Genomic DNA, 18,345 nt, shown 5'->3' with positions numbered 1-18,345 from the left:
TTGTAAAACATGCTGTTGAGGTTAGCATTTAGCATCAAGGTTTAATTGGTATGCTCTTACAAACGAGATTAAATTATTAAGAGTATTAAAGCGAGTAAGCACAGTGGTCAGTTTAATCCTAAATACTTGGTTGTAAATTCCAGCTGTGCCTAGCCATTAAAGAGGGCTGTGTATTAATGCTATGGCCTCTGTTGCTGTAACAGGTTTTGATTTTAAAAAGCCTTGCCCATAATCACATTGGGTTTTTTGTAAAATAGTAAGTTGCTCAGCGGTTTCTATTCCTTCTGCAATAACAATAAGATCTAAAGAAATAGCCAAGGTTAAGATAGCATCTATTAATGGGTTAGCAGTGGTTTTTAAGTTATCAATAAAGCTTTTATCAATTTTCATTACATGAATTGGCAGTTGGTGCAAGTAGCCTAGAGCAGAATAGCCTGTGCCAAAATCATCAAGGCAAAGCAACACTTTTAAAGGTGATAACCCTTGTATAATTTGCGTCGCTAATTCTAAATTTTCGATCAGTCCCGATTCAGTTATCTCAAGACACAATGAGCCCAGTGGTAGGTGGTGTTTTTTATAAATACTATGGAGCTGCTCTACAAATTCTAAACTGGCAAAGTGTCGAGAAGATACATTAACCGTGACACGTAAAAAGCGATGCCCTTGTTGTTGCCACAAAGCAATATGTTGCGCTGCGAGGTCTAGTAAATGCAAATCTAAGTTAATAATTTGCCCGGTCTTTTCAGCAATTGGAATAAAGTCGTTCGGTGATATAAACCCTTTTTTTGGGTGATGCCAACGTACGAGAGCTTCAAATCCTATAACCTCGCCACTGTTAATAGTAAAGATAGGCTGAAAATACAGTTCAAATTCATTATGCTCAATACCGTGCTGTAAATCGTTTTCAAGATCTGCATGCGTTTTTAGCTTATTGCGCATCACGTTATTAAAAAATTTAACTTGGCCACGCCCAGATGATTTTGCCTCATACATAGCCGCATCTGATTGTTGCAATAATAAAAATGCTTCATCGTCTACGCTGTCACTAAATGCAACGCCAATACTGGTGGAGGGCTGCAGTAAATGGCCATCAATATTAACAGGTTCAGATAGTGCCGTTTTAATGCGAGTAAGGGCATCGTTTACTTGGTCACGATGACTGAGGTTTTCCATAAAAATAGCAAACTCATCGCCACCTAAGCGAGAAAAGGTATCGGTATTGCGTACCGTTTGAGTAATGAGTTTACATATAGCAATTAAAAAGTGATCACCTACTTCGTGACCTAACGAATCATTAATACTCTTAAAGCGATCAAAATCAAGGTAAAGCAGGGCATGAAAAGTGCCTTTTTGAGCGCGATTTAGGCGTAAAATAGCATGCTTCATTCTTTCAATCAGTAGCGAACGGTTTGCCAGGCCAGTTAGCTCATCGTGCAGCGCTTTGTGCTCCAGCTCTTGGCGGGCTAAATGCCTATCTATAACCATGCTTATTTGACGACTTACATAGGTTAGCAACGAGCTATCATGCTCATTGTAGTAATGTTGTTCGTCATAACTTTGTACAACAATAACGCCACTCATACGCTCATTAACTTTAAAAGGCACACCTAACCATGAATCAGCTTGTTCACCTACTAACTTAAAATGGCCTTGTGCAATATGTTCAAAGTATTGCTGTTTATTGAGTAACAGTGGGCGTTCATTGATCAGCAAATAGTAAGAGGCTGTTTCTTTTAGTTGCTCTTTTGAAATAACTTTGTGGGTATTTGTTTGTACACCGCCTTCAACAGTATAAACAAAGTCGAGCGCGTCTTCTTTTTTGTCGTACAGCGCAATAAAAAAGTTACTCGCAGTCAATAAGCTGTCAATAATCGCATGCAAAGATTGAAAGAAGGTGTCTAAATTTTGTGCTTTATAAGTTAAATTAGCTATTTGCAATAGGCTGCTTTCTAATTTTTGTGCATTGTTTAGCTGCATAACAGTGTCTTGCAAGCTATTAACGGTATTCACTTGATTGATTTTTGCACTTAGTAAGTGAGCTACGGTGGTTAAAATCTCTAAATGTGAACTAGTAAAGTAATTTTTTATTGGGTGCTCACAGTCTATAACCCCTAGGACACGATCTTTGTATATCAAGGGTACGCATATTTCTGATTGAGCCGGGCGCTCATCAGCTATATAACGGCTGTCTTTAGTTACATCGCCAATTATTAAAGCTTGCCCTGTAGATGCTGCATAACCTGTAATGCCTTCGCTAAAGCGAATGATTTTTCGCTCAGATTGATAACTGATATGCCCGTTTTTAATACCCATAGAAGCTACTTGATTTAGCAAAGACTGACTGTCATCTGCTAAGTAGATAACACAATCTACAAACCCAAGTCGATTAACAACTTGTGTGGTGACGTAACTAAAAAGCGCTTCTAATGTATTCAGTTGCAATAAACTTGATGAGAACTGATTGATTATACTCAACTGATCCGTTTTAGTTTCGAGCGCTTTAGTGGTATCGATAGTATTCGACATAGGCAGCTTTGGGAGGCCTTATAATTATTAAAGGTACATACGTTAACCTAATATTAACGTTTCTACAAAATAAAACGTTAAATGAGAATCATCAAGTGTAAAGTTAACTTTAAATGTAGTATCTAAGGATTATTTCTAATAAGCCCTTTACTCGAAATCACCATATGCCTATGATCAGTTAACTTAAGCATTAGGACTTTACGATGACGAGCAAAATGACAACTTTAACGATTACTAGACCCGATGATTGGCATGTTCATTTACGTGATGGAGATCAGTTAAAAGATACGGTGCGTGATATTAGCCGCTATATGGGCCGCGCGATTATTATGCCAAATTTAGTTCCGCCAGCAACGTGTACAGAAACCGCATTATCGTATCGAGAGCGAATTATGGCTGCAAAACCTCAAGGGCAGTTTGAACCTTTAATGGTGCTTTACCTTACCGACAAAACGACGCCTGATGAAATAAAAAAAGCAAAAGCGACAGGTAAAATTTTTGCAGCTAAACTCTACCCAGCGGGCGCAACAACTAACTCAGATTCTGGTGTAACATCAGTAAAAAATATTTATCCAGTATTAAAAGCAATGCAAGAAGTTGGCATGCTTTTACTCGTACATGGTGAAGTTACTGACTCTTCTATTGATATATTCGATCGTGAAAAAGTGTTTTTAGATACTATTTTAGGCGACGTTGTCGCAGATTTTCCTGAGCTTAAAATTGTCCTTGAACATATAACAACAAAAGATGCGGTAGAGTTTGTTGAAAATGCTTCGGCTAATGTAGCAGCTACAATTACTGCTCATCATTTGTTATATAACCGCAACCATATGCTAGCAGGGGGTATACGCCCACATTATTATTGCTTACCTATATTAAAGCGTAATATTCATCAACAAGCGCTCATGGCGGCAGCTACAAGTGGTAGTAAAAAATTCTTTTTAGGCACGGATTCAGCCCCGCATTACAAAGACAAAAAAGAGGCAGCATGTGGTTGTGCCGGTGCTTATACTGCGCACGCAGCTATTGAACTTTATGCTGAAGCTTTTGAAGAGGCAGGGGCGCTTGATAAGTTAGAGGGCTTTGCAAGTCACTTCGGCCCAGATTTTTATGGCCTTGAGCGTAATACAGACACTATTACCTTAGAGAAAGCACCTTGGACAGTGCCAGCAAGTTATTCGCTAGGGGACTCAGAAGTTGTACCAATCAAAGCAGATAGTGTTATTGACTGGCAAGTTAAATAATTAGAATTTAAAACCACCTAAAACTAAGGTGGTTTTTTTATTTTAAGTTAGCAAAAGCTGTGCAGATCGGCCATATTTTAAAAAAATACACTCTGTTTATAAAAAACACAAATTATGAACTGTTTATCCCGTTAAAAATTAGAAACTTACAAAGAAAGTAATAAATCGATGAATCTTCAAAAATAAATCCCAATTAATAGAGCTAAAAAAATATTAATGTGTTAACCTTAATTGGCTTTGAGTTTTTGCGTATTGAATTACGGTATTGTGCTGCGTTTAAGGTTACCGGTTTGGTTATTACTTCTTCCTGTACTATCACCTCCAGTTTTTTGGGCATTGACTCAGGGAGGATATTGCCATAATAATATGGCTGAATTTTAATTATTGACTTACAGGAAAATTTAGTATGTCGGTTACTGGTAAAGTAAAATTTTTCAACGAAGCTAAAGGCTTTGGTTTCATTGAACAAGAAAATGGTCCTGACGTGTTTGTACATTTCAGCGCAATCACTGGTTCTGGTTTTCGCACTCTTAGCGAAGGTCAAGCAGTGACTTTCAGCATCAAGCAAGGTCAAAAAGGCCCAGAAGCTGAGAACGTAGAAGTAGCATAATTTATTATGTGAACCTAAGTTCATCGTGGTGAAGCACTAACCTGTTTCACCATAATTCATTAAAATCTGCAAAACTTATTAAACTTTCTAAACCATTCCTTTTTTTATACCTTTCTTCTGCCGAATTTCTATCTATTTAATTTAAACCTTGATGATTTAAATATTCTATCGGGCATTAAAGATTCTTTATTTTATCTTACGATTAGTCTATCTGACTCTAATCCTTCAGAGATGATACAACTGCTTAAGGTTGAGATTGGGGCTTGGAAAAATATTAAAAATGGATAAGGCCTTTAGGCTAATAAAGATAAAAAACACAGGTGTTAATAAAAATGATTTTTTGTAATCACCTTCCCCTCCTTTGTATTGCTTTTTATTAAATCTGCACGTCATTATTATTATGCGATGAATAACCTAATAATAACGATTAGCTGTATTTTTTGTGTAAAAAGCGTTAAAAAACCTTCGAAATGAATATTCGGGACAGAAAATTAGCTTATTTTTAATTTTTTTTCAGCAACGATTAAGTTAATTTTAAATGTTATATTTTTGTTTACATTAACAGTGGTGGTTATCGTTATTCTTACTATATCAGGGTTTGCAGAAATTGTGTTTATCACGTTAGTTATAATAATGTTAATTTTTTTGTTCAAGCCCAGTAAATATCTTACAAACAAGCTGATTTATTTATAGGTTATGCTAAACATGAAGTTGACATGACATGATGCATTTAGCATTATTGGTAAGTTGATATCTATTAAAAGATATCAGGGTTGTCTTCCCCTTAGCGGGTTGATAATTAAATTATAAAAGTAACATTACTTAATTGGTTGGGAACTATGTCTGTTAAAATCAGAAAGAGTCTTGTAGCAACTGCGTTGGTTGGCGCTTTTGCATTTGCAAGCAGCAATGTGATTGCAGATCCTTTGAATGACGTGCAAAAAGCAGGTCAAACAATTCAAAAGGCTGCGGTTAAGTCTCAAACTAAAATTGACAATGTATATGGTCAAACTCAGGAGCTAATCGCTGAGTACCGTAGCATCGTTGATGAGACTGAACTTATGAAAGTGTACAACGATCACGTAGCACGTTTGGTCGCAGACCAAAACGCGTCTATCGCATCGTTCGATCGTCAAATCGCGACTATCGATAACACTAAACAAAACGTTGTGCCTTTGATGTATCGCATGATCGATACGCTTGAGCAATTCATCAAAGCGGACGTTCCATTTAACCTTGAAACTCGTCTTGGACGCGTTGAAAGATTACGTGAGATCATGGCATCTGCATCTGTAACAACGTCTGAAAAGTTCCGTCAGGTTCTTGAAGCGTACACTGTTGAAACAGCATACAGCTCAGCTGTAACTGCTTCTCAAGGTACTTTAGATGTTGATGGTCGTAGCATTAACGTAGATATCGGTCGTTTAGGTCGTATTACTTACGTAGCGCAATCATTCGATCTAAAACACGCTTGGGTGTGGGATAACAACACTAAACAGTGGAAAGAATTAGGTGAAGAATACCTAAAACCTGTTAAAGAAGTGATCCGTATGGCACGTAAGCAAGCGACACTAGAACTTGTTAAACTACCAATTTTTGGCGCGGAGTAATCAATAATGAAGAAACTATTTAAAGGTTTTGCTGTTGCAGCAGTACTGTCTGTTTCTGCCGGTACCGCGCTTAATGCACATGCAAATACTGACGCTTTAGATAAAATTCTTGAGCAAGTAAAGCAAGAGCGTATCTCTGAAGGAAAAATCAATAAGCAACGTGAACAAGAGTTCTTGTCAGATCGTGCTGATAAGCAAGCGTTACTTAACAAAGCGAAAAGCCAACTAGCTGCTGAAAAAGCACGTGGTGATCGTCTTAGCAAAGAATATGCACAAAACGAAAATACTTTAGCGGAAAAAGAGCAAGCTCTTCAAAACGCTCAAGGTACGTTAGGTGAAATGTTTGGTGTTGTTCGTCGTGCAGCAGCTGACGCGATTGGTTCAATTGAAGCATCTTTAGTAAGTGCTGAAAAACCAGGTCGTGCTGAAGTACTTCGTTCATTAGCAGCAGCTAAAGAACTTCCAACTGTTCGTGAACTAGAAGAGCTTTGGATTTCACTTCAAACAGAAATGACTGAATCAGCAAAAGTTTCAACGTTTGAAACTGAAGTTGCTGGTCTTGACGGTAACCCGTCTATGAAAAAAGTAACACGTATCGGTAACTTCAACTTAGTTACAGACGACGGATACTTAATCTACTCACCAGAGACTAAATCTATTCAGCCTCTAGGTAAGCAACCTGACAGCTATATCCTTAAAGGTATTTCTGATTTAGAAGGTACTTCAGCTGATAACTATGCTGGCGTATACGTGGATCCTACACGTGGTGCAATTTTACGTATTAACACTCAGAAAAAGTCTCTTATGGAGTACTACGAGCAAGGTGCTGAAGTTGGTTACATCATCACAGTATTACTTGTTGTAGGTCTTTTAATCTTCTTAGTACGTTTCGTTGATTTAGCGCTTACTACTTCTAAGATCAAAGGTCAGCTTAAGAACTTGTCTACACCGAATACAAATAACCCACTGGGTCGTATTCTTAAAGTGTACTCTGACAACAAAAACCAAGATGTTGAAAACCTTGAGCTTAAACTGGATGAAGCGATTCTTCGTGAAACGCCACGCATCGAAGCGGGTATTAACATCATCAAGATCCTTGCTGCTATCGCACCATTACTAGGTCTACTAGGTACGGTAATCGGTATGATCCTAACGTTCCAAACAATCACATTGTTCGGTACGGGCGATCCGAAGATCATGGCTGGTAACATCTCTCTAGCACTTGTAACTACAGCGCTAGGTCTAATTGCAGCTCTACCACTTATCCTACTTCACTCTATTGTTGCAGGTCGTAGTAAGTCGGTATTACACATCCTTGATGAGCAAAGCGCGGGTATCATCGCGACTCACGCGGAGAAGGAGAAAGCCTAATGCTAGTCCTGATGGAGATCTGGGAATCTATCAGGGATTTTGTTGGCACAGGCGGCCAGGTATTATACGTGGTCGCGATAGCACTCTTTCTTATGTGGGTTTTAATGATTGAGCGCTATTGGTTCCTACTTGCTGAATTTCCTCGTTTAACGAAGGATATTGTAGCCAAGTGGGATGCCCGCCAAGACACTACGTCTTGGTACGCACACAGAATCCGTGAAGCATGGATTTCTGAAGCGTCTGAAAAATTAGATCAGCGTATGTTGTTGATTAAAACATTAGTAGCTGTATGTCCTTTAATAGGCTTACTTGGCACTGTTACGGGTATGATCGCGGTTTTTGAAACCATGGCAACCCAAGGTACAGGTAATGCACGTTTAATGGCATCAGGCATATCAATGGCAACAATCCCAACAATGGCTGGAATGGTTGCGGCACTATCTGGGGTATTCTTTAGCTCACGCCTTGAGGCAAGAGCGAGAATGGTGAAAGCCAAACTTGTAGATAGTATGCCTCATCACTAGAGAGAGAATTAAATATGGCACGTAAACAACGTTTTCGTGAAGAAGAAGAAGCTGCGGTAGATATGACGCCAATGCTTGACATCGTATTTATCATGCTTATTTTCTTTATCGTAACTACATCGTTCGTTAAAGAGGCTGGTATCGAGGTAAATAAACCAAAAGCTGCCCAAGCTACGAAGCAAAAAAATGCTAATATTTTTATTGCTATTCGTAATGACGGTGCAATCTGGATTGATAAACAGCAAGTTGATGTTGAACGTGTTTCAGCAAAAATTGAAAGTTTATTAGCAGAACAACCTACAGATGTTGTAATTTTGCAAGCTGACAAAGAAGCAAAACATGGCACAGTGGTTAAAGTTATGGACCAGATTAAAGCGACAGGTGATAACCTGAGAATTTCAATAGCTGGAGATCAGTAATGATTCGTTTTCTGTTTTCACTGATTGCAGGTGGGGCAGTTACTTTCGGCTTGTTCTACTTCATGGCATACCTCATCTCTGGTGGGGCTGACCGTAATACGGAACAAAAAGAGCAGATCATAGTCGAAATTATGACGAATCCGCCTGAATCTAAGGTGCAGGAGAGGAAGCGTGTACCGCCTCCGCCTCCGCCACCGCCAAAGCAGCCGCCTAAACCGCAGCCGCCACAGCCGGAAAATAGCAACCCAAGTACGAGTTTGTCGTTTAATATGCCAAGCATCGATGTGGGAAGCACGGCTGGTGGACTGAGTGGTCCAGGTGCATTTGGACGAGATGGTGATGCGACACCGATCGTTCGTATTGAACCAAAATATCCAACACAAGCAGCACGTGATGGTAAAGAAGGTTGGGTTCAACTTTCATTCACAATTGATGAGTTAGGTGGTGTGACTGACGTTGATGTAATCGACGCAGATCCAAAACGTATCTTTGACCGTGAAGCTAAACGTGCATTGCGCAAGTGGAAATACCGTCCTAAGATCATTGACGGCAAACCACAAAAGCAAGTTGGTTTACAAGTTCAACTAGACTTTAAACTTAACCAAGGCAACTAAGGAGGCGAGTAATGAGAAATTTTTCTAAAGTAACTGCACTTGCAATTCTTATGTCTGTGTCAGGTGCAGCATTAACTGCACCTGTTTTAGCGGCGCCAGATTACGCGAAAATTGAAGAGCGTAAGAAAGCAAAAACTAAAATCATGGGCGAACGTACTGGTAAAAAAGTAATTAAAGCGTTTGATTTGTATAATGAAGATGATGTTGATGGTGCAATTGCTTTATTAAAAGAGTTAGATCCGTCTAACGACTTTGACAAAGCAACTGTTAATCGTTACTTAGGCAGCATGTATGCTCAAAAAGAGCAGTACAAAGTCGCTATTAAGTATATGAAAGCAGCGATTGCACCAGATGTATTAAACTTTGCCGATCAGGCTCAAGGTTTAAAAACCTTAGGTGACATGTATGCAGGTACTGAACAGTACAATGCCGCAAAGCAAGCATATTCTGATTGGATGGACTTTACAGGCGAAGAAGACCCAAAAGTTTACACTCGTATTGCGCAAGCAAGCTATGAGCTTAAACAGTTTAATGAGGTTCTCGAGCCGGCAAACAAAGCAATTAAGTTAGCAAAAGAGCCTAATAAAGCTCCTTATCAACTTAAATTAGCTGCCTATTTTGAGCAAAAGCAATATCAAAATATGGTTAAAGTCGCTGAAGAAATCGTTCGTGTATGGCCTGAAGACAAAAAGTCTTGGGTAGGCTTAGGTAAGTATTATTTACAAACCGAAGAATACAAAAAAGGCCTAGCAACTATGGAAGTTGCTTACAAGAACGGTTACTTTGAAAACGAAGTTGAATACAAAGTTCTAGCTAATTTCTATTCTTTAAATGAAATTCCTTATAAAGCAGCTGTAACGCTTGAAAAGGCCGTTAAAGAAGAAAAAGTTAAACGCACTAAGCAAAACATGAGTGCGATTGCTAGTAACTACCATCGTTCGAAAGATATAGAGAAGGCTGCTAAGTACTACGAAGAAGCTGCTAAATTTGATAATGACGCTGAGCTTTATCGCAAAGCCGGTTCATTACTTCTACAATCTGAAAAATTTAGTGCTGCCGTTGTTCGTTTGAACAAAGCGTTAGAGCTTGGCTCTGACAAAAAAGGTACTATATATTCAGATCTAGCTGAAGCGTTTTACTACCAAGGCAAGTATAAGCAAGCACATGCCGCTATTACTAAAGCTATGGACGATCCAACCACACGTAGATTTGCAAAAGGTTGGGCTACATATATTAAAGATAAAGCCGCTCGCAACGGTGTTAAAATTTAATATTTAATGTACTCTAGTATTTTTAAAAAGCCCCATTGGGGCTTTTTTTATTGGAATTAACATGAACAGAACGCCTATTATTTCATTGCTCTTTTGTTTGCTTTTAGCATCATGCTCAAAGCCAGCTGATTTGTTTTCATCTTATGAAGAGGCACAAAGCGCGTTAATATCACTTAATACGGCTTTAAGTGCACAAATGAACTTAAACAGTACAGGGCTCAGTAACGAACAACTGCCTTTTACTGATTCATATTTAGCGCGTCGCCACGCTATTTACCAGCAGCTAATGCAAATGAAGTTATCTTCTGCGCAAACCCATCAAGTAAATTATTTGGTGATTGCTGAGCGGTTTCCAGAGCGTTATTTTGCATGGCCTGCACACACTGATGTGTTATCAAACATGCTTTCGATAGTTAAAAATGATGCTCAGTATAAAAACATTGAGCAGTGGCTGATATTTGTTAAATCACAGCTACAAGCTGCTGAGCAAAGTAACTTAAAGCTTAATAAAATAGAGCATAATTATTTAAAGCACTATGTGCAGCAAGCAATTAATAGTACTGACACACCTATTGAGCTTAATGAGTCTCTGAGTGTATTAAATAATTACTTAACGCAGTATAAGCCCAGAGGCAGCATTGGGTTGTCTGGTCTTGCAAATGGCAGCCAGTGGTACCAAAGTAAACTAAATTATTTTGCAAATGATGTACTTTCGCCGCTTGAGTGGCTAAGCCTTATAGATAGTAAATTTAAAACAATGCAGGGTCAAAAACAGCACACAATGGTAGAAGCTTCAAATGCCTCACAGCTTACCAAATTACTTCTAACTGATTCTAAAATAGTGGGTTTAGACTGGTCAACGGGTTATACGCTATTACCTCAGAGGGCTAACAATAAGCAATTAACGGCTGCAAATAAGCGTCTCTATTTAGCGATGATGGAAACTGATCTTGGGGTGCATTACCACGCGTGGACATTATCGCAAGCGCGCTTAAATTTACTAAAACGTTTAAATATTAGTGAAGGAGATGCGAGGATATTAGTTGAGGATATTATTTTTTATCCAGGACAATCATTTAGTTTTGCTTCGCAATTACTTAATTAAACTTAAGTGCGCTACTATTTAGCGCACTTATCACACCGCTGAGTAGCAGGGTCTCTTTCTAAGCGCTGCTCTGATATTTTTTCTTCACAGTCACAGCAGTAGCCATATTGACCAATATCCATTTGGCTAATTGCTGCTTCAAGCTTGTTCATTCGTTCAATTAACGGATTATACTCATTACCTAATTGCTGAGCGGCTAAATCGAGCCATTCTTCATTAGATGTATTGGTTAGGATGCAGAGCAAGTTTTGATGTGTAGGGTGAGTCGATTGTGACAGCAAACCTAATATCGTTGCTTTAACACTTTCTATTTCATCGTTTAGTCGTTGCTTATGATGCATTAGCAGTATAACCCTTAAGTTAATTTGTAGTGATACTGCTATTATCTATTTAGATTTACTTAGGTGTTATGATTTGTATCAAACTGTGGCGCTTTCGCATACTTCTTTAACACTTCGGCTACCTCATCCTTTGCTTTTAAACGACGAATTTCATCAAATAATAGCCCAGCTTGTGGATATTGGCGTTTTAAATAACCAAGCCATTGCTTTGTTCGAGATGCAAAATATTTATTATCTTTGCTAGCTGTTTGGTGCATAGATGAATGAATAATATGGTGTAAAATATTCTCCCAAGTGAGCTCGTTGTAGCTTTCGTTATTAACTTGCGCTTTAATTTTTCTTGCGAGATCAGGATGTGAAAGGGCGCCACGACCAATCATCAAATCACGACAACCACTGCGTTTTTGGCATAAAAGAGCATCTTCTATTTGCCAAATTTCGCCATTGGCGACCACTGCAATTTTTTTATCTTTGACCAAAGGGGGAATTTTTTCCCAATAGGCGGGTGGATTGTAGCCATCGCGTTTAGTTCTTGCATGTATTGCAATGCTGTTAGCACCCGCGTTAACAACGGCATCGACAATTTCTTGGCTATTACTATCATCATCAAAACCTAAGCGAATTTTAGCACTTACCTCATACTCATCATCAACGGCATCCCTTACCGTTTTTATAATCGAGTACATATGTTCTGGATCTTTGAGTAATACAGCACCGCCTTTGCTTTTATTGACTGTTTTTGCGGGGCAACCAAAGTTTAAATCAATGCCATGAGAGCCTAAGCCAATTGCTTTTACAGCATTTTCTGCTAACACGTCGGCTACTTGGCCTAATAACTGAATACGAACCGGAGTACCGCTACGAGTGAGTCCCGCATTTTTAAGTTCAGGGCAATAACGGTGGAATACTTTATCTGGAAGGCAAGTATCTACAACACGGATAAATTCGGTCACACAAAGATCGAAGCCGCCTATGTCGGTGAGTAGTTGCCGCATTTTAAAGTCAACGACACCTTCCATGGGTGCTAAAATAAGTTTCATAGTGTGATTAATGTATTACTAAAAAAGGAGCGCCAGTTTACCTGTAAATCATAAATTCATAAAACGCTTATTAGCGTTTATAGAGAGTTAAATAACTTATTTGCAAAAAAAATAGAAAATTTGAAAGTTTTTAGTTTAATACCGGTCTACTTTTATAATGATGTTCAACAAGTTTAAAAGGTAATTAAAAATGAATACAATAAAGAAAAACTCAATTGCATTAACATTAGGCGCAGTGGTTGTTGGCAGCGCAAGTATGGCAAGTACTGATGTTCAAGCTAATCCATTTGAGTTTCAACAAATGGTAGCTGGTTATCAATTAGACGCTGGTGAAGGCAAGTGCGGCGAAGGAAAATGTGGCGGCGACGCTAAAGCGAAAAAAGAAGGCAAGTGCGGCGAAGGAAAATGCGGCGGTGATGCTAAAGCGAAAAAAGAAGGCAAGTGCGGCGAAGGTAAATGCGGCGGTGATGCTAAGGCCAAAAAAGAAGGCAAGTGCGGCGAAGGTAAATGTGGTGGCGATGCTAAAGCCAAAAAAGAAGGCAAATGCGGCGAAGGTAAATGCGGCGGTGATGCTAAGGCCAAAAAAGAAGGCAAGTGCGGCGAAGGTAAATGTGGTGGTGATGCTAAGGCCAAAAAAGAAGGCAAGTGCGGCGAAGGTAAATGTGGTGGTAGCCACTAAACTTTTCTTTTTCAGATAAGCGAGAGGGCCATTAGGCCCTTTTTATTTAATATGAGGTTTTATTATGGCTCAAAATCAAACGCCTAACTTTGGCATGGTCGGTTTAGGCTTGCGAAGAGAAATGCTAGATGAGCTTGAGCATGCTATACCAAAACAAATTGAGTTTATGGAAGTGGCTCCAGAGAACTGGTTAAAGCTAGGTGGGCGCTTTGAAAAGCAATTTAAACAGTTAACTAATAATAATCACTTTGTTTGTCATGGTTTGTCACTTTCTATTGGATCGCCTGAGCCGCTTGATATTGAATTTATAAAGTCGTTAAAATCTTTCTTTGATAACCACGATATTAAAGCTTATAGCGAACATTTAAGCTATTGCTCAGGTAAAGGCCATATGTATGACTTAATGCCAATTCCTTTTACTGAAGAAGCGATCAAACATGTCGTTTCTCGGGTTAAGCAGGTACAAGATATGTTAGAGCGACCACTTGTGCTGGAAAATGTGTCTTATTATGGTGCCCCTGGTCAGCAGCTATCAGAGCTTGAATTTACCAATGCTATTTTAGAAGACGCAGACTGCCAGCTGCTATTAGATGTTAATAATATCTATGTGAACTCGATTAATCATGGTTATGATGCACAAGCGTTTTTAAGTGGGCTACCAACTAATAAAATTGCCTATTGCCATGTTGCAGGTCACTACAATGAAGCTGATGACCTAATTATTGATACTCATGGTGCTGATGTTATCGACCCTGTCTGGCAATTGCTCGATAGCGCATATCAAGCACATGGTGTTTTTCCCACACTGCTAGAGCGAGATTTTAATATTCCGCCTATTAATGTGTTAACCAAAGAGCTGGATATAATCCATCAATTACAGGCAAAGCACCTTAAGTTGTTATCAACAGCACAAAGTGCTTAGCTGTTTGAATTTAATAAGTACTTGCTATTTTAGGGTTTTATAAGAGTCGTTATTATGAGTTTTATCGATGTGCAAAATGAGTTTATGGCCCATATTCGAGAGCCTAATAAGCAGCCGTGTCCAACCGATGTTGAAGACAGACGAATGGCTATTTACCGAGATCTGTTTTTTAATAATATTAATGGCTTTGTTTCATCGGCATTTCCAGTTTTAAAAACACTCTATAGTGATCAACAGTGGCTATTACTGGTTCGTCAATTTTTTAGTGAGCATGATTGCCAATCTCCTTATTTTTTAGATATAGGTGAAGAATTTATTACCTATTTAATGACAAGCTATGTACCTAGAGAGTCTGATCCGATATTTATGCTGGCGCTAGCCCATTATGAATGGATTGAGCTTGACGTGTCTGTAATGAAGGCTGACCCCCGTGAGCTCCCTCTAAGCGCTAATAAGCTTACTCACTCTCCTTTGTATTTATCTAAAACAGCGCGTAACTTAAGCTACGACTATCCAGTGCAACATATAAGTGAAGAGTTTCAACCTCAACAGCCTTCAGAGCAGCCGTATTTCTTTGTTGTTTACCGCGATGAGAGTGATGAGGTGCAATTTTTGGCCACCAATGCCATGACCGCCATGCTACTGTCTATTATTGAAAATGAAGCGGGGAGTACGTTTGAGCAGGTTTGCCAACAGGTTAGTGAAAATGCACCACAATTTAATCTTGAGCAAATAACACAAGGGGCACTCAGTACCTTAACAGCTATGGCACAGCGGCAAATTATAGTGACAAAAAATCAAGACTAAGCTCTTTATTGATTATTTCACATCGTCTATTATAGCGCCTTTATTTGTTGTGCTTAATAAAAGGTTGTACCCATGTCAGATGATAAAGACTTTAAAGACCCGTTCAATGCGGCTTACTTTTTTGCATTCTTAGCCGTATTTGCTGGAATAGGGTGTTTAAATGCTATTTTAGGTTGGATCACCAGCTTAACTTAATCAGGTTTTATTTTAAGGCTGTTGTTTTTCATCAGCCTTACATTTTTATCACTTCCCTCTCCCGACACTTTATAATTATCGCAAACTCGCAATTTACGACCACTTAAGGTTATAATCACCTGCTTTGTAATATTAATCATTGAGCAGTTAAAATTATGACTCAAGTAACACCAGCAATTATCAAAAACAGCATTACTACAATTGCTGATTATCCTAAAGCGGGCATTATGTTTCGCGATGTAACAACCCTAATGGCAAACCCTGAAGCGTTTAAAGCAACCATAGATGCATTTATTGACGCTTATAAAGACCAAGGTTTTACTAAAATTATCGGCACTGAATCACGTGGCTTTATTTTTGGTGCTCCGCTATCTTATGCTTTGGGAATTCCTTTTATCCCTGTTCGTAAACCAGGTAAATTACCGCGCGAAGTTATTCGCCAAGATTACCAACTCGAATATGGCGAAGATACACTAGAGCTTCATACTGATGCGATTGTAGCCGGTGATAAAGTCTTGCTAGTTGACGACTTGTTGGCGACCGGTGGTACAATTGAAGCAACAGCCAAGTTGGTTGCAAAATTAGGCGGAAACGCCACAGATGCTGCCTTTGTTGTATCACTTCCAGAGCTTGGTGGTGAGCAACGCATTGAGAAAATGGGCATCAATATTTTAAAATTGGTTGAATTCGAAGGCGAATAATCGATGAGTTATCAGGTTCTAGCGAGAAAATGGCGTCCTCAAACCTTTCATGAATTGGTTGGGCAGTCTCATGTAAAACAGGCGTTGGTAAACGCGCTGACTCAAAATAGACTGCATCACGCTTATTTATTCACTGGAACTCGTGGTGTTGGTAAAACCACCATTGCTCGTATTTTTGCCAAAAGCTTAAATTGTGATGAAGGTATATCTGCCACACCATGTGGTCAATGTAGTAGCTGTGTTGATATAGAGGCAGGGCGCTACATTGATTTACTCGAAATAGATGCGGCTTCACGCACCAAAGTTGAGGATACGCGTGAGATCCTCGATAACGTTCAATATGCGCCAACGCGCGGACGTTACAAAGTATATCTAATCGATGAAGTACACATGTTGTCAAAGCACAGCTTTAATGCGTTATTAAAAACGCTTGAAGAGCCGCCTGAGCATGTGAAATTTTTGCTCGCAACCACTGATCCTCAAAAATTACCAGTGACTATTTTATCTCGCTGTTTACAGTTTAATCTGAATGCATTGTCGCAAGCTGAGATTAAGCAACAGCTTGAGCATGTGCTTACCCATGAGCAGCTTAACTTCGATAATGATGCGCTAAGTATTATTGCCAAAGCGGCCGATGGTAGTATGCGAGATGCATTAAGTCTGACCGATCAGGCTATTGCTCAAACAAATGGTGATATTAAAAATCAAGCGGTACAAGACATGCTTGGTTTAATGGACACCCATTACAGTCAAAGTTTACTTGCGGCATTATTAGCGCAAGATGGCACAGCCTTGATGAATGAAGTTGCTCAAGTCGCTAGCCGAAATCCAAATTACATTGCGCTGCTTGATGACTTAATTGCGCTAACGCATGTGATTCAATTGAGTCAATTAGTCCCTGAAGCAGCAGCACTTGATAGCAATAACGCCGATTACATTGAGCATGTTGCAGCGCATACCCATGCCCAACAAATTCAAGTGTATTACCAGTTATTACTCAATGGCAAAAAAGATTTACAATGGGCACCTGAGCCTCGTTTAGGATTTGAAATGATTATGCTCAGGTTATTGGCATTTGAACCTACGCAGTTGCAAACCAATCAACCTGAACCTAGCCCACAAGCTGCGCCAGAGCAAAATAGTGCAGGGCGTGCTAATGCACTGCGTGATATTTTAAATAAAAATAAACCAGCGCAGAGTAATGCTCCTCAAATTCAGCCATTAGCAACTAATACGCAGCCAACAAAAGCCGATGAGCCTGAGGTTTCAAAGCCTGATTATAGCCAAACACAACTTGAGCAAAGTTCGATACAAAGTCAGCCTCAAATTGTCGATACCCCTGCTGTAATAAGTGATGAACAAGCGCAGCGTCAAAGCGAAGATGATGCCTACATGCAGCACAGTGATGTAGAACAAACTATTGCCGCACAATACGATGATGTAATGAGTAGCGCTGTTGACCAAGGGTTTAACCCTGAGTTAGCAAATGCCACAAGTAACGCAGATCAGTCTGCGTCATCAATGGGTGAGCAAGAAGCGCGAGCACAGTCAGCAATAGCGCGTATTTTACGCGATAGAAACATTTCGGGTGCCGGTAAGCTTTCAAGTGCCGCTATTGAAAAGCCAACTGAAGAAAAACCAGCACCGACAAAATCCGAATTTAGTCGCCCGGTGAGCAATGAAGCACAAACTGTATCGCAGCAGCCACCGCCATGGGATAGTGAGGTGAGCGATGACCTGCAAAAAAAGCCTCAGCTCCCAGCACAGGGGAGCCGAGCTCAGGTAGCAAATAAGCCAGCGAGTAAAGTTGACTTTAAAGCAAAGCATCAAACGATTACTGAAAATTTAGCACCGGAGCTATTAGAGCAAATTAACCCGCAAAAACCAGCACCTGTTGTTGAGCAAGAGCCTAGTATTCCCGTACCAGATGATTTTCAAAGCCCAATTAGTGAAATTAGATTTGCTCATCAACAAGACGAGTGGGCCTATTTAATAAAGCGTATGGGACTTGGCGGACGCATGCGCCAGTTTGCATTGCATTCAATTTTTACCAAACAAGACAATCATTTCCATATTGAAGTGGATGAATCGCAAAAGCACTTAGATACGCCAATGTTACGTCAAAAGTTAAATGTGGCGTTATCAAGTATTTATGGACACAACGTTGAGCTTAATATTGATTTTGCTAGCGGGGTGATTGACTCACCTTATTTGATTCAACAAAAAATTGATGCAGGTCGTCACCAGCAAGCGATTGATGTGATCACCAGCGATGAAAATATAGTACAATTTCAACAGCTATTTAGCGCTGAAATTGACGAAAACAGTATTCAGGCATTGTAATTAACGACCAGTGCCCTTATTTA

The 18,345-nt window shown here is 39.5% G+C and carries 18 protein-coding genes; 15 read left to right on the top strand and 3 right to left on the bottom strand.

Annotated elements, in window-relative coordinates; translation table 11 throughout:
- Positions 1-156: 156 nt before the first annotated feature.
- On the bottom strand, positions 157-2,526 hold the full coding sequence (locus P3J6_RS13915) for an EAL domain-containing protein (RefSeq protein ID WP_198523335.1): 2,370 nt from the start codon (positions 2,524-2,526) through the stop codon (positions 157-159).
- A 203-nt stretch (positions 2,527-2,729) separates the two neighbouring features.
- Between P3J6_RS13915 and pyrC the strand changes: the two genes are divergently transcribed.
- The 9 genes from pyrC to P3J6_RS13870 all read left to right on the top strand — a co-directional run bounded on the left by pyrC (position 2,730) and on the right by P3J6_RS13870 (position 11,294).
- A complete protein-coding gene (pyrC, locus tag P3J6_RS13910) occupies positions 2,730-3,770 on the top strand; it encodes a dihydroorotase (protein ID WP_198523334.1) in 1,041 nt (346 codons plus the stop codon).
- 406 nt (positions 3,771-4,176) lie between these two features.
- On the top strand, positions 4,177-4,380 hold the full coding sequence (locus P3J6_RS13905; RefSeq protein ID WP_004588138.1) for a cold-shock protein: 204 nt from the start codon (positions 4,177-4,179) through the stop codon (positions 4,378-4,380).
- An 839-nt stretch (positions 4,381-5,219) separates the two neighbouring features.
- Positions 5,220-5,990, top strand: a complete 771-nt coding sequence (locus P3J6_RS13900; RefSeq protein ID WP_013465204.1) for a DUF3450 domain-containing protein — start codon at positions 5,220-5,222, stop codon at positions 5,988-5,990.
- Between the two features lie 6 nt (positions 5,991-5,996).
- On the top strand, positions 5,997-7,361 hold the full coding sequence (locus P3J6_RS13895) for a MotA/TolQ/ExbB proton channel family protein (protein ID WP_010388563.1): 1,365 nt from the start codon (positions 5,997-5,999) through the stop codon (positions 7,359-7,361).
- Complete coding sequence (locus tag P3J6_RS13890; protein WP_004588135.1) at positions 7,361-7,885, top strand: MotA/TolQ/ExbB proton channel family protein; 525 nt, start codon at positions 7,361-7,363, stop codon at positions 7,883-7,885. The genes P3J6_RS13895 and P3J6_RS13890 overlap by 1 nt, the downstream gene beginning before the upstream one ends.
- A gap of 14 nt (positions 7,886-7,899) precedes the next feature.
- Positions 7,900-8,304, top strand: a complete 405-nt coding sequence (locus P3J6_RS13885; protein WP_138609413.1) for an ExbD/TolR family protein — start codon at positions 7,900-7,902, stop codon at positions 8,302-8,304.
- Positions 8,304-8,918 (top strand): energy transducer TonB, encoded by a 615-nt coding sequence (locus tag P3J6_RS13880; protein ID WP_138609411.1) that lies wholly within the window; start codon positions 8,304-8,306, stop codon positions 8,916-8,918. Before P3J6_RS13885 ends, P3J6_RS13880 begins: the two co-directional genes overlap by 1 nt.
- An 11-nt stretch (positions 8,919-8,929) precedes the next feature.
- Complete coding sequence (locus tag P3J6_RS13875) at positions 8,930-10,189, top strand: tetratricopeptide repeat protein (RefSeq protein ID WP_138609409.1); 1,260 nt, start codon at positions 8,930-8,932, stop codon at positions 10,187-10,189.
- A 61-nt stretch (positions 10,190-10,250) separates the two neighbouring features.
- Positions 10,251-11,294 (top strand): hypothetical protein, encoded by a 1,044-nt coding sequence (locus tag P3J6_RS13870; protein ID WP_198523333.1) that lies wholly within the window; start codon positions 10,251-10,253, stop codon positions 11,292-11,294.
- A gap of 14 nt (positions 11,295-11,308) precedes the next feature.
- On the opposite strand, the gene P3J6_RS13865 is transcribed toward P3J6_RS13870, so the two are convergent.
- Both P3J6_RS13865 and P3J6_RS13860 read right to left on the bottom strand, forming a co-directional pair.
- Entirely contained in the window at positions 11,309-11,635 is a 327-nt protein-coding gene (locus P3J6_RS13865) for a TraR/DksA family transcriptional regulator (RefSeq protein WP_138609405.1), read from the bottom strand.
- Positions 11,636-11,694: 59 nt separating this feature from the next.
- Positions 11,695-12,675: a tRNA-dihydrouridine synthase gene (locus tag P3J6_RS13860; RefSeq protein ID WP_198523332.1), complete on the bottom strand. Its 981-nt coding sequence runs from the start codon at positions 12,673-12,675 to the stop codon at positions 11,695-11,697.
- 190 nt (positions 12,676-12,865) lie between these two features.
- Here P3J6_RS13860 and P3J6_RS13855 point away from each other — a divergent pair, with 190 nt between their 5' ends.
- The 6 genes from P3J6_RS13855 (at position 12,866) to dnaX (ending at position 18,322) form a co-directional block, all read left to right on the top strand.
- The gene (locus tag P3J6_RS13855) at positions 12,866-13,354 is read left to right on the top strand and encodes an HvfA family oxazolone/thioamide-modified RiPP metallophore (protein ID WP_198523331.1); all 489 of its coding nucleotides are present in this window, start codon (positions 12,866-12,868) and stop codon (positions 13,352-13,354) included.
- 64 nt (positions 13,355-13,418) lie between these two features.
- The gene (locus P3J6_RS13850) at positions 13,419-14,276 is read left to right on the top strand and encodes an HvfB family MNIO-type RiPP peptide maturase (protein WP_198523330.1); all 858 of its coding nucleotides are present in this window, start codon (positions 13,419-13,421) and stop codon (positions 14,274-14,276) included.
- Between the two features lie 54 nt (positions 14,277-14,330).
- On the top strand, positions 14,331-15,083 hold the full coding sequence (locus P3J6_RS13845) for an HvfC family RiPP maturation protein (protein WP_178956230.1): 753 nt from the start codon (positions 14,331-14,333) through the stop codon (positions 15,081-15,083).
- Positions 15,084-15,155: 72 nt separating this feature from the next.
- Positions 15,156-15,278, top strand: coding sequence for a hypothetical protein (locus P3J6_RS18920; protein WP_008109320.1), 123 nt, complete (start codon positions 15,156-15,158; stop codon positions 15,276-15,278).
- A gap of 155 nt (positions 15,279-15,433) precedes the next feature.
- Entirely contained in the window at positions 15,434-15,979 is a 546-nt protein-coding gene (gene apt, locus P3J6_RS13840; protein ID WP_008109316.1) for an adenine phosphoribosyltransferase, read from the top strand.
- 3 nt (positions 15,980-15,982) lie between these two features.
- On the top strand, positions 15,983-18,322 hold the full coding sequence (gene dnaX / locus P3J6_RS13835; RefSeq protein WP_198523329.1) for a DNA polymerase III subunit gamma/tau: 2,340 nt from the start codon (positions 15,983-15,985) through the stop codon (positions 18,320-18,322).
- Positions 18,323-18,345: the final 23 nt, after the last annotated feature.

The sequence above is a fragment of the Pseudoalteromonas sp. 3J6 genome (genome assembly GCF_903995135.1).
Classification (GTDB): Bacteria; Pseudomonadota; Gammaproteobacteria; order Enterobacterales; family Alteromonadaceae; genus Pseudoalteromonas.
Note: the sequence above shows the minus strand (reverse complement) of the source record. Positions and strands in the feature narration are given on the sequence as shown.

Coding starts and splice junctions, on each gene's coding strand:
- P3J6_RS13915 (WP_198523335.1), bottom strand. CDS start 2,526: ATGTCGAATACTATCGATACCACTAAAGCGCTCGAAACTAAAACGGAT.
- pyrC (WP_198523334.1), top strand. CDS start 2,730: ATGACGAGCAAAATGACAACTTTAACGATTACTAGACCCGATGATTGG.
- P3J6_RS13905 (WP_004588138.1), top strand. CDS start 4,177: ATGTCGGTTACTGGTAAAGTAAAATTTTTCAACGAAGCTAAAGGCTTT.
- P3J6_RS13900 (WP_013465204.1), top strand. CDS start 5,220: ATGTCTGTTAAAATCAGAAAGAGTCTTGTAGCAACTGCGTTGGTTGGC.
- P3J6_RS13895 (WP_010388563.1), top strand. CDS start 5,997: ATGAAGAAACTATTTAAAGGTTTTGCTGTTGCAGCAGTACTGTCTGTT.
- P3J6_RS13890 (WP_004588135.1), top strand. CDS start 7,361: ATGCTAGTCCTGATGGAGATCTGGGAATCTATCAGGGATTTTGTTGGC.
- P3J6_RS13885 (WP_138609413.1), top strand. CDS start 7,900: ATGGCACGTAAACAACGTTTTCGTGAAGAAGAAGAAGCTGCGGTAGAT.
- P3J6_RS13880 (WP_138609411.1), top strand. CDS start 8,304: ATGATTCGTTTTCTGTTTTCACTGATTGCAGGTGGGGCAGTTACTTTC.
- P3J6_RS13875 (WP_138609409.1), top strand. CDS start 8,930: ATGAGAAATTTTTCTAAAGTAACTGCACTTGCAATTCTTATGTCTGTG.
- P3J6_RS13870 (WP_198523333.1), top strand. CDS start 10,251: ATGAACAGAACGCCTATTATTTCATTGCTCTTTTGTTTGCTTTTAGCA.
- P3J6_RS13865 (WP_138609405.1), bottom strand. CDS start 11,635: ATGCATCATAAGCAACGACTAAACGATGAAATAGAAAGTGTTAAAGCA.
- P3J6_RS13860 (WP_198523332.1), bottom strand. CDS start 12,675: ATGAAACTTATTTTAGCACCCATGGAAGGTGTCGTTGACTTTAAAATG.
- P3J6_RS13855 (WP_198523331.1), top strand. CDS start 12,866: ATGAATACAATAAAGAAAAACTCAATTGCATTAACATTAGGCGCAGTG.
- P3J6_RS13850 (WP_198523330.1), top strand. CDS start 13,419: ATGGCTCAAAATCAAACGCCTAACTTTGGCATGGTCGGTTTAGGCTTG.
- P3J6_RS13845 (WP_178956230.1), top strand. CDS start 14,331: ATGAGTTTTATCGATGTGCAAAATGAGTTTATGGCCCATATTCGAGAG.
- P3J6_RS18920 (WP_008109320.1), top strand. CDS start 15,156: ATGTCAGATGATAAAGACTTTAAAGACCCGTTCAATGCGGCTTACTTT.
- apt (WP_008109316.1), top strand. CDS start 15,434: ATGACTCAAGTAACACCAGCAATTATCAAAAACAGCATTACTACAATT.
- dnaX (WP_198523329.1), top strand. CDS start 15,983: ATGAGTTATCAGGTTCTAGCGAGAAAATGGCGTCCTCAAACCTTTCAT.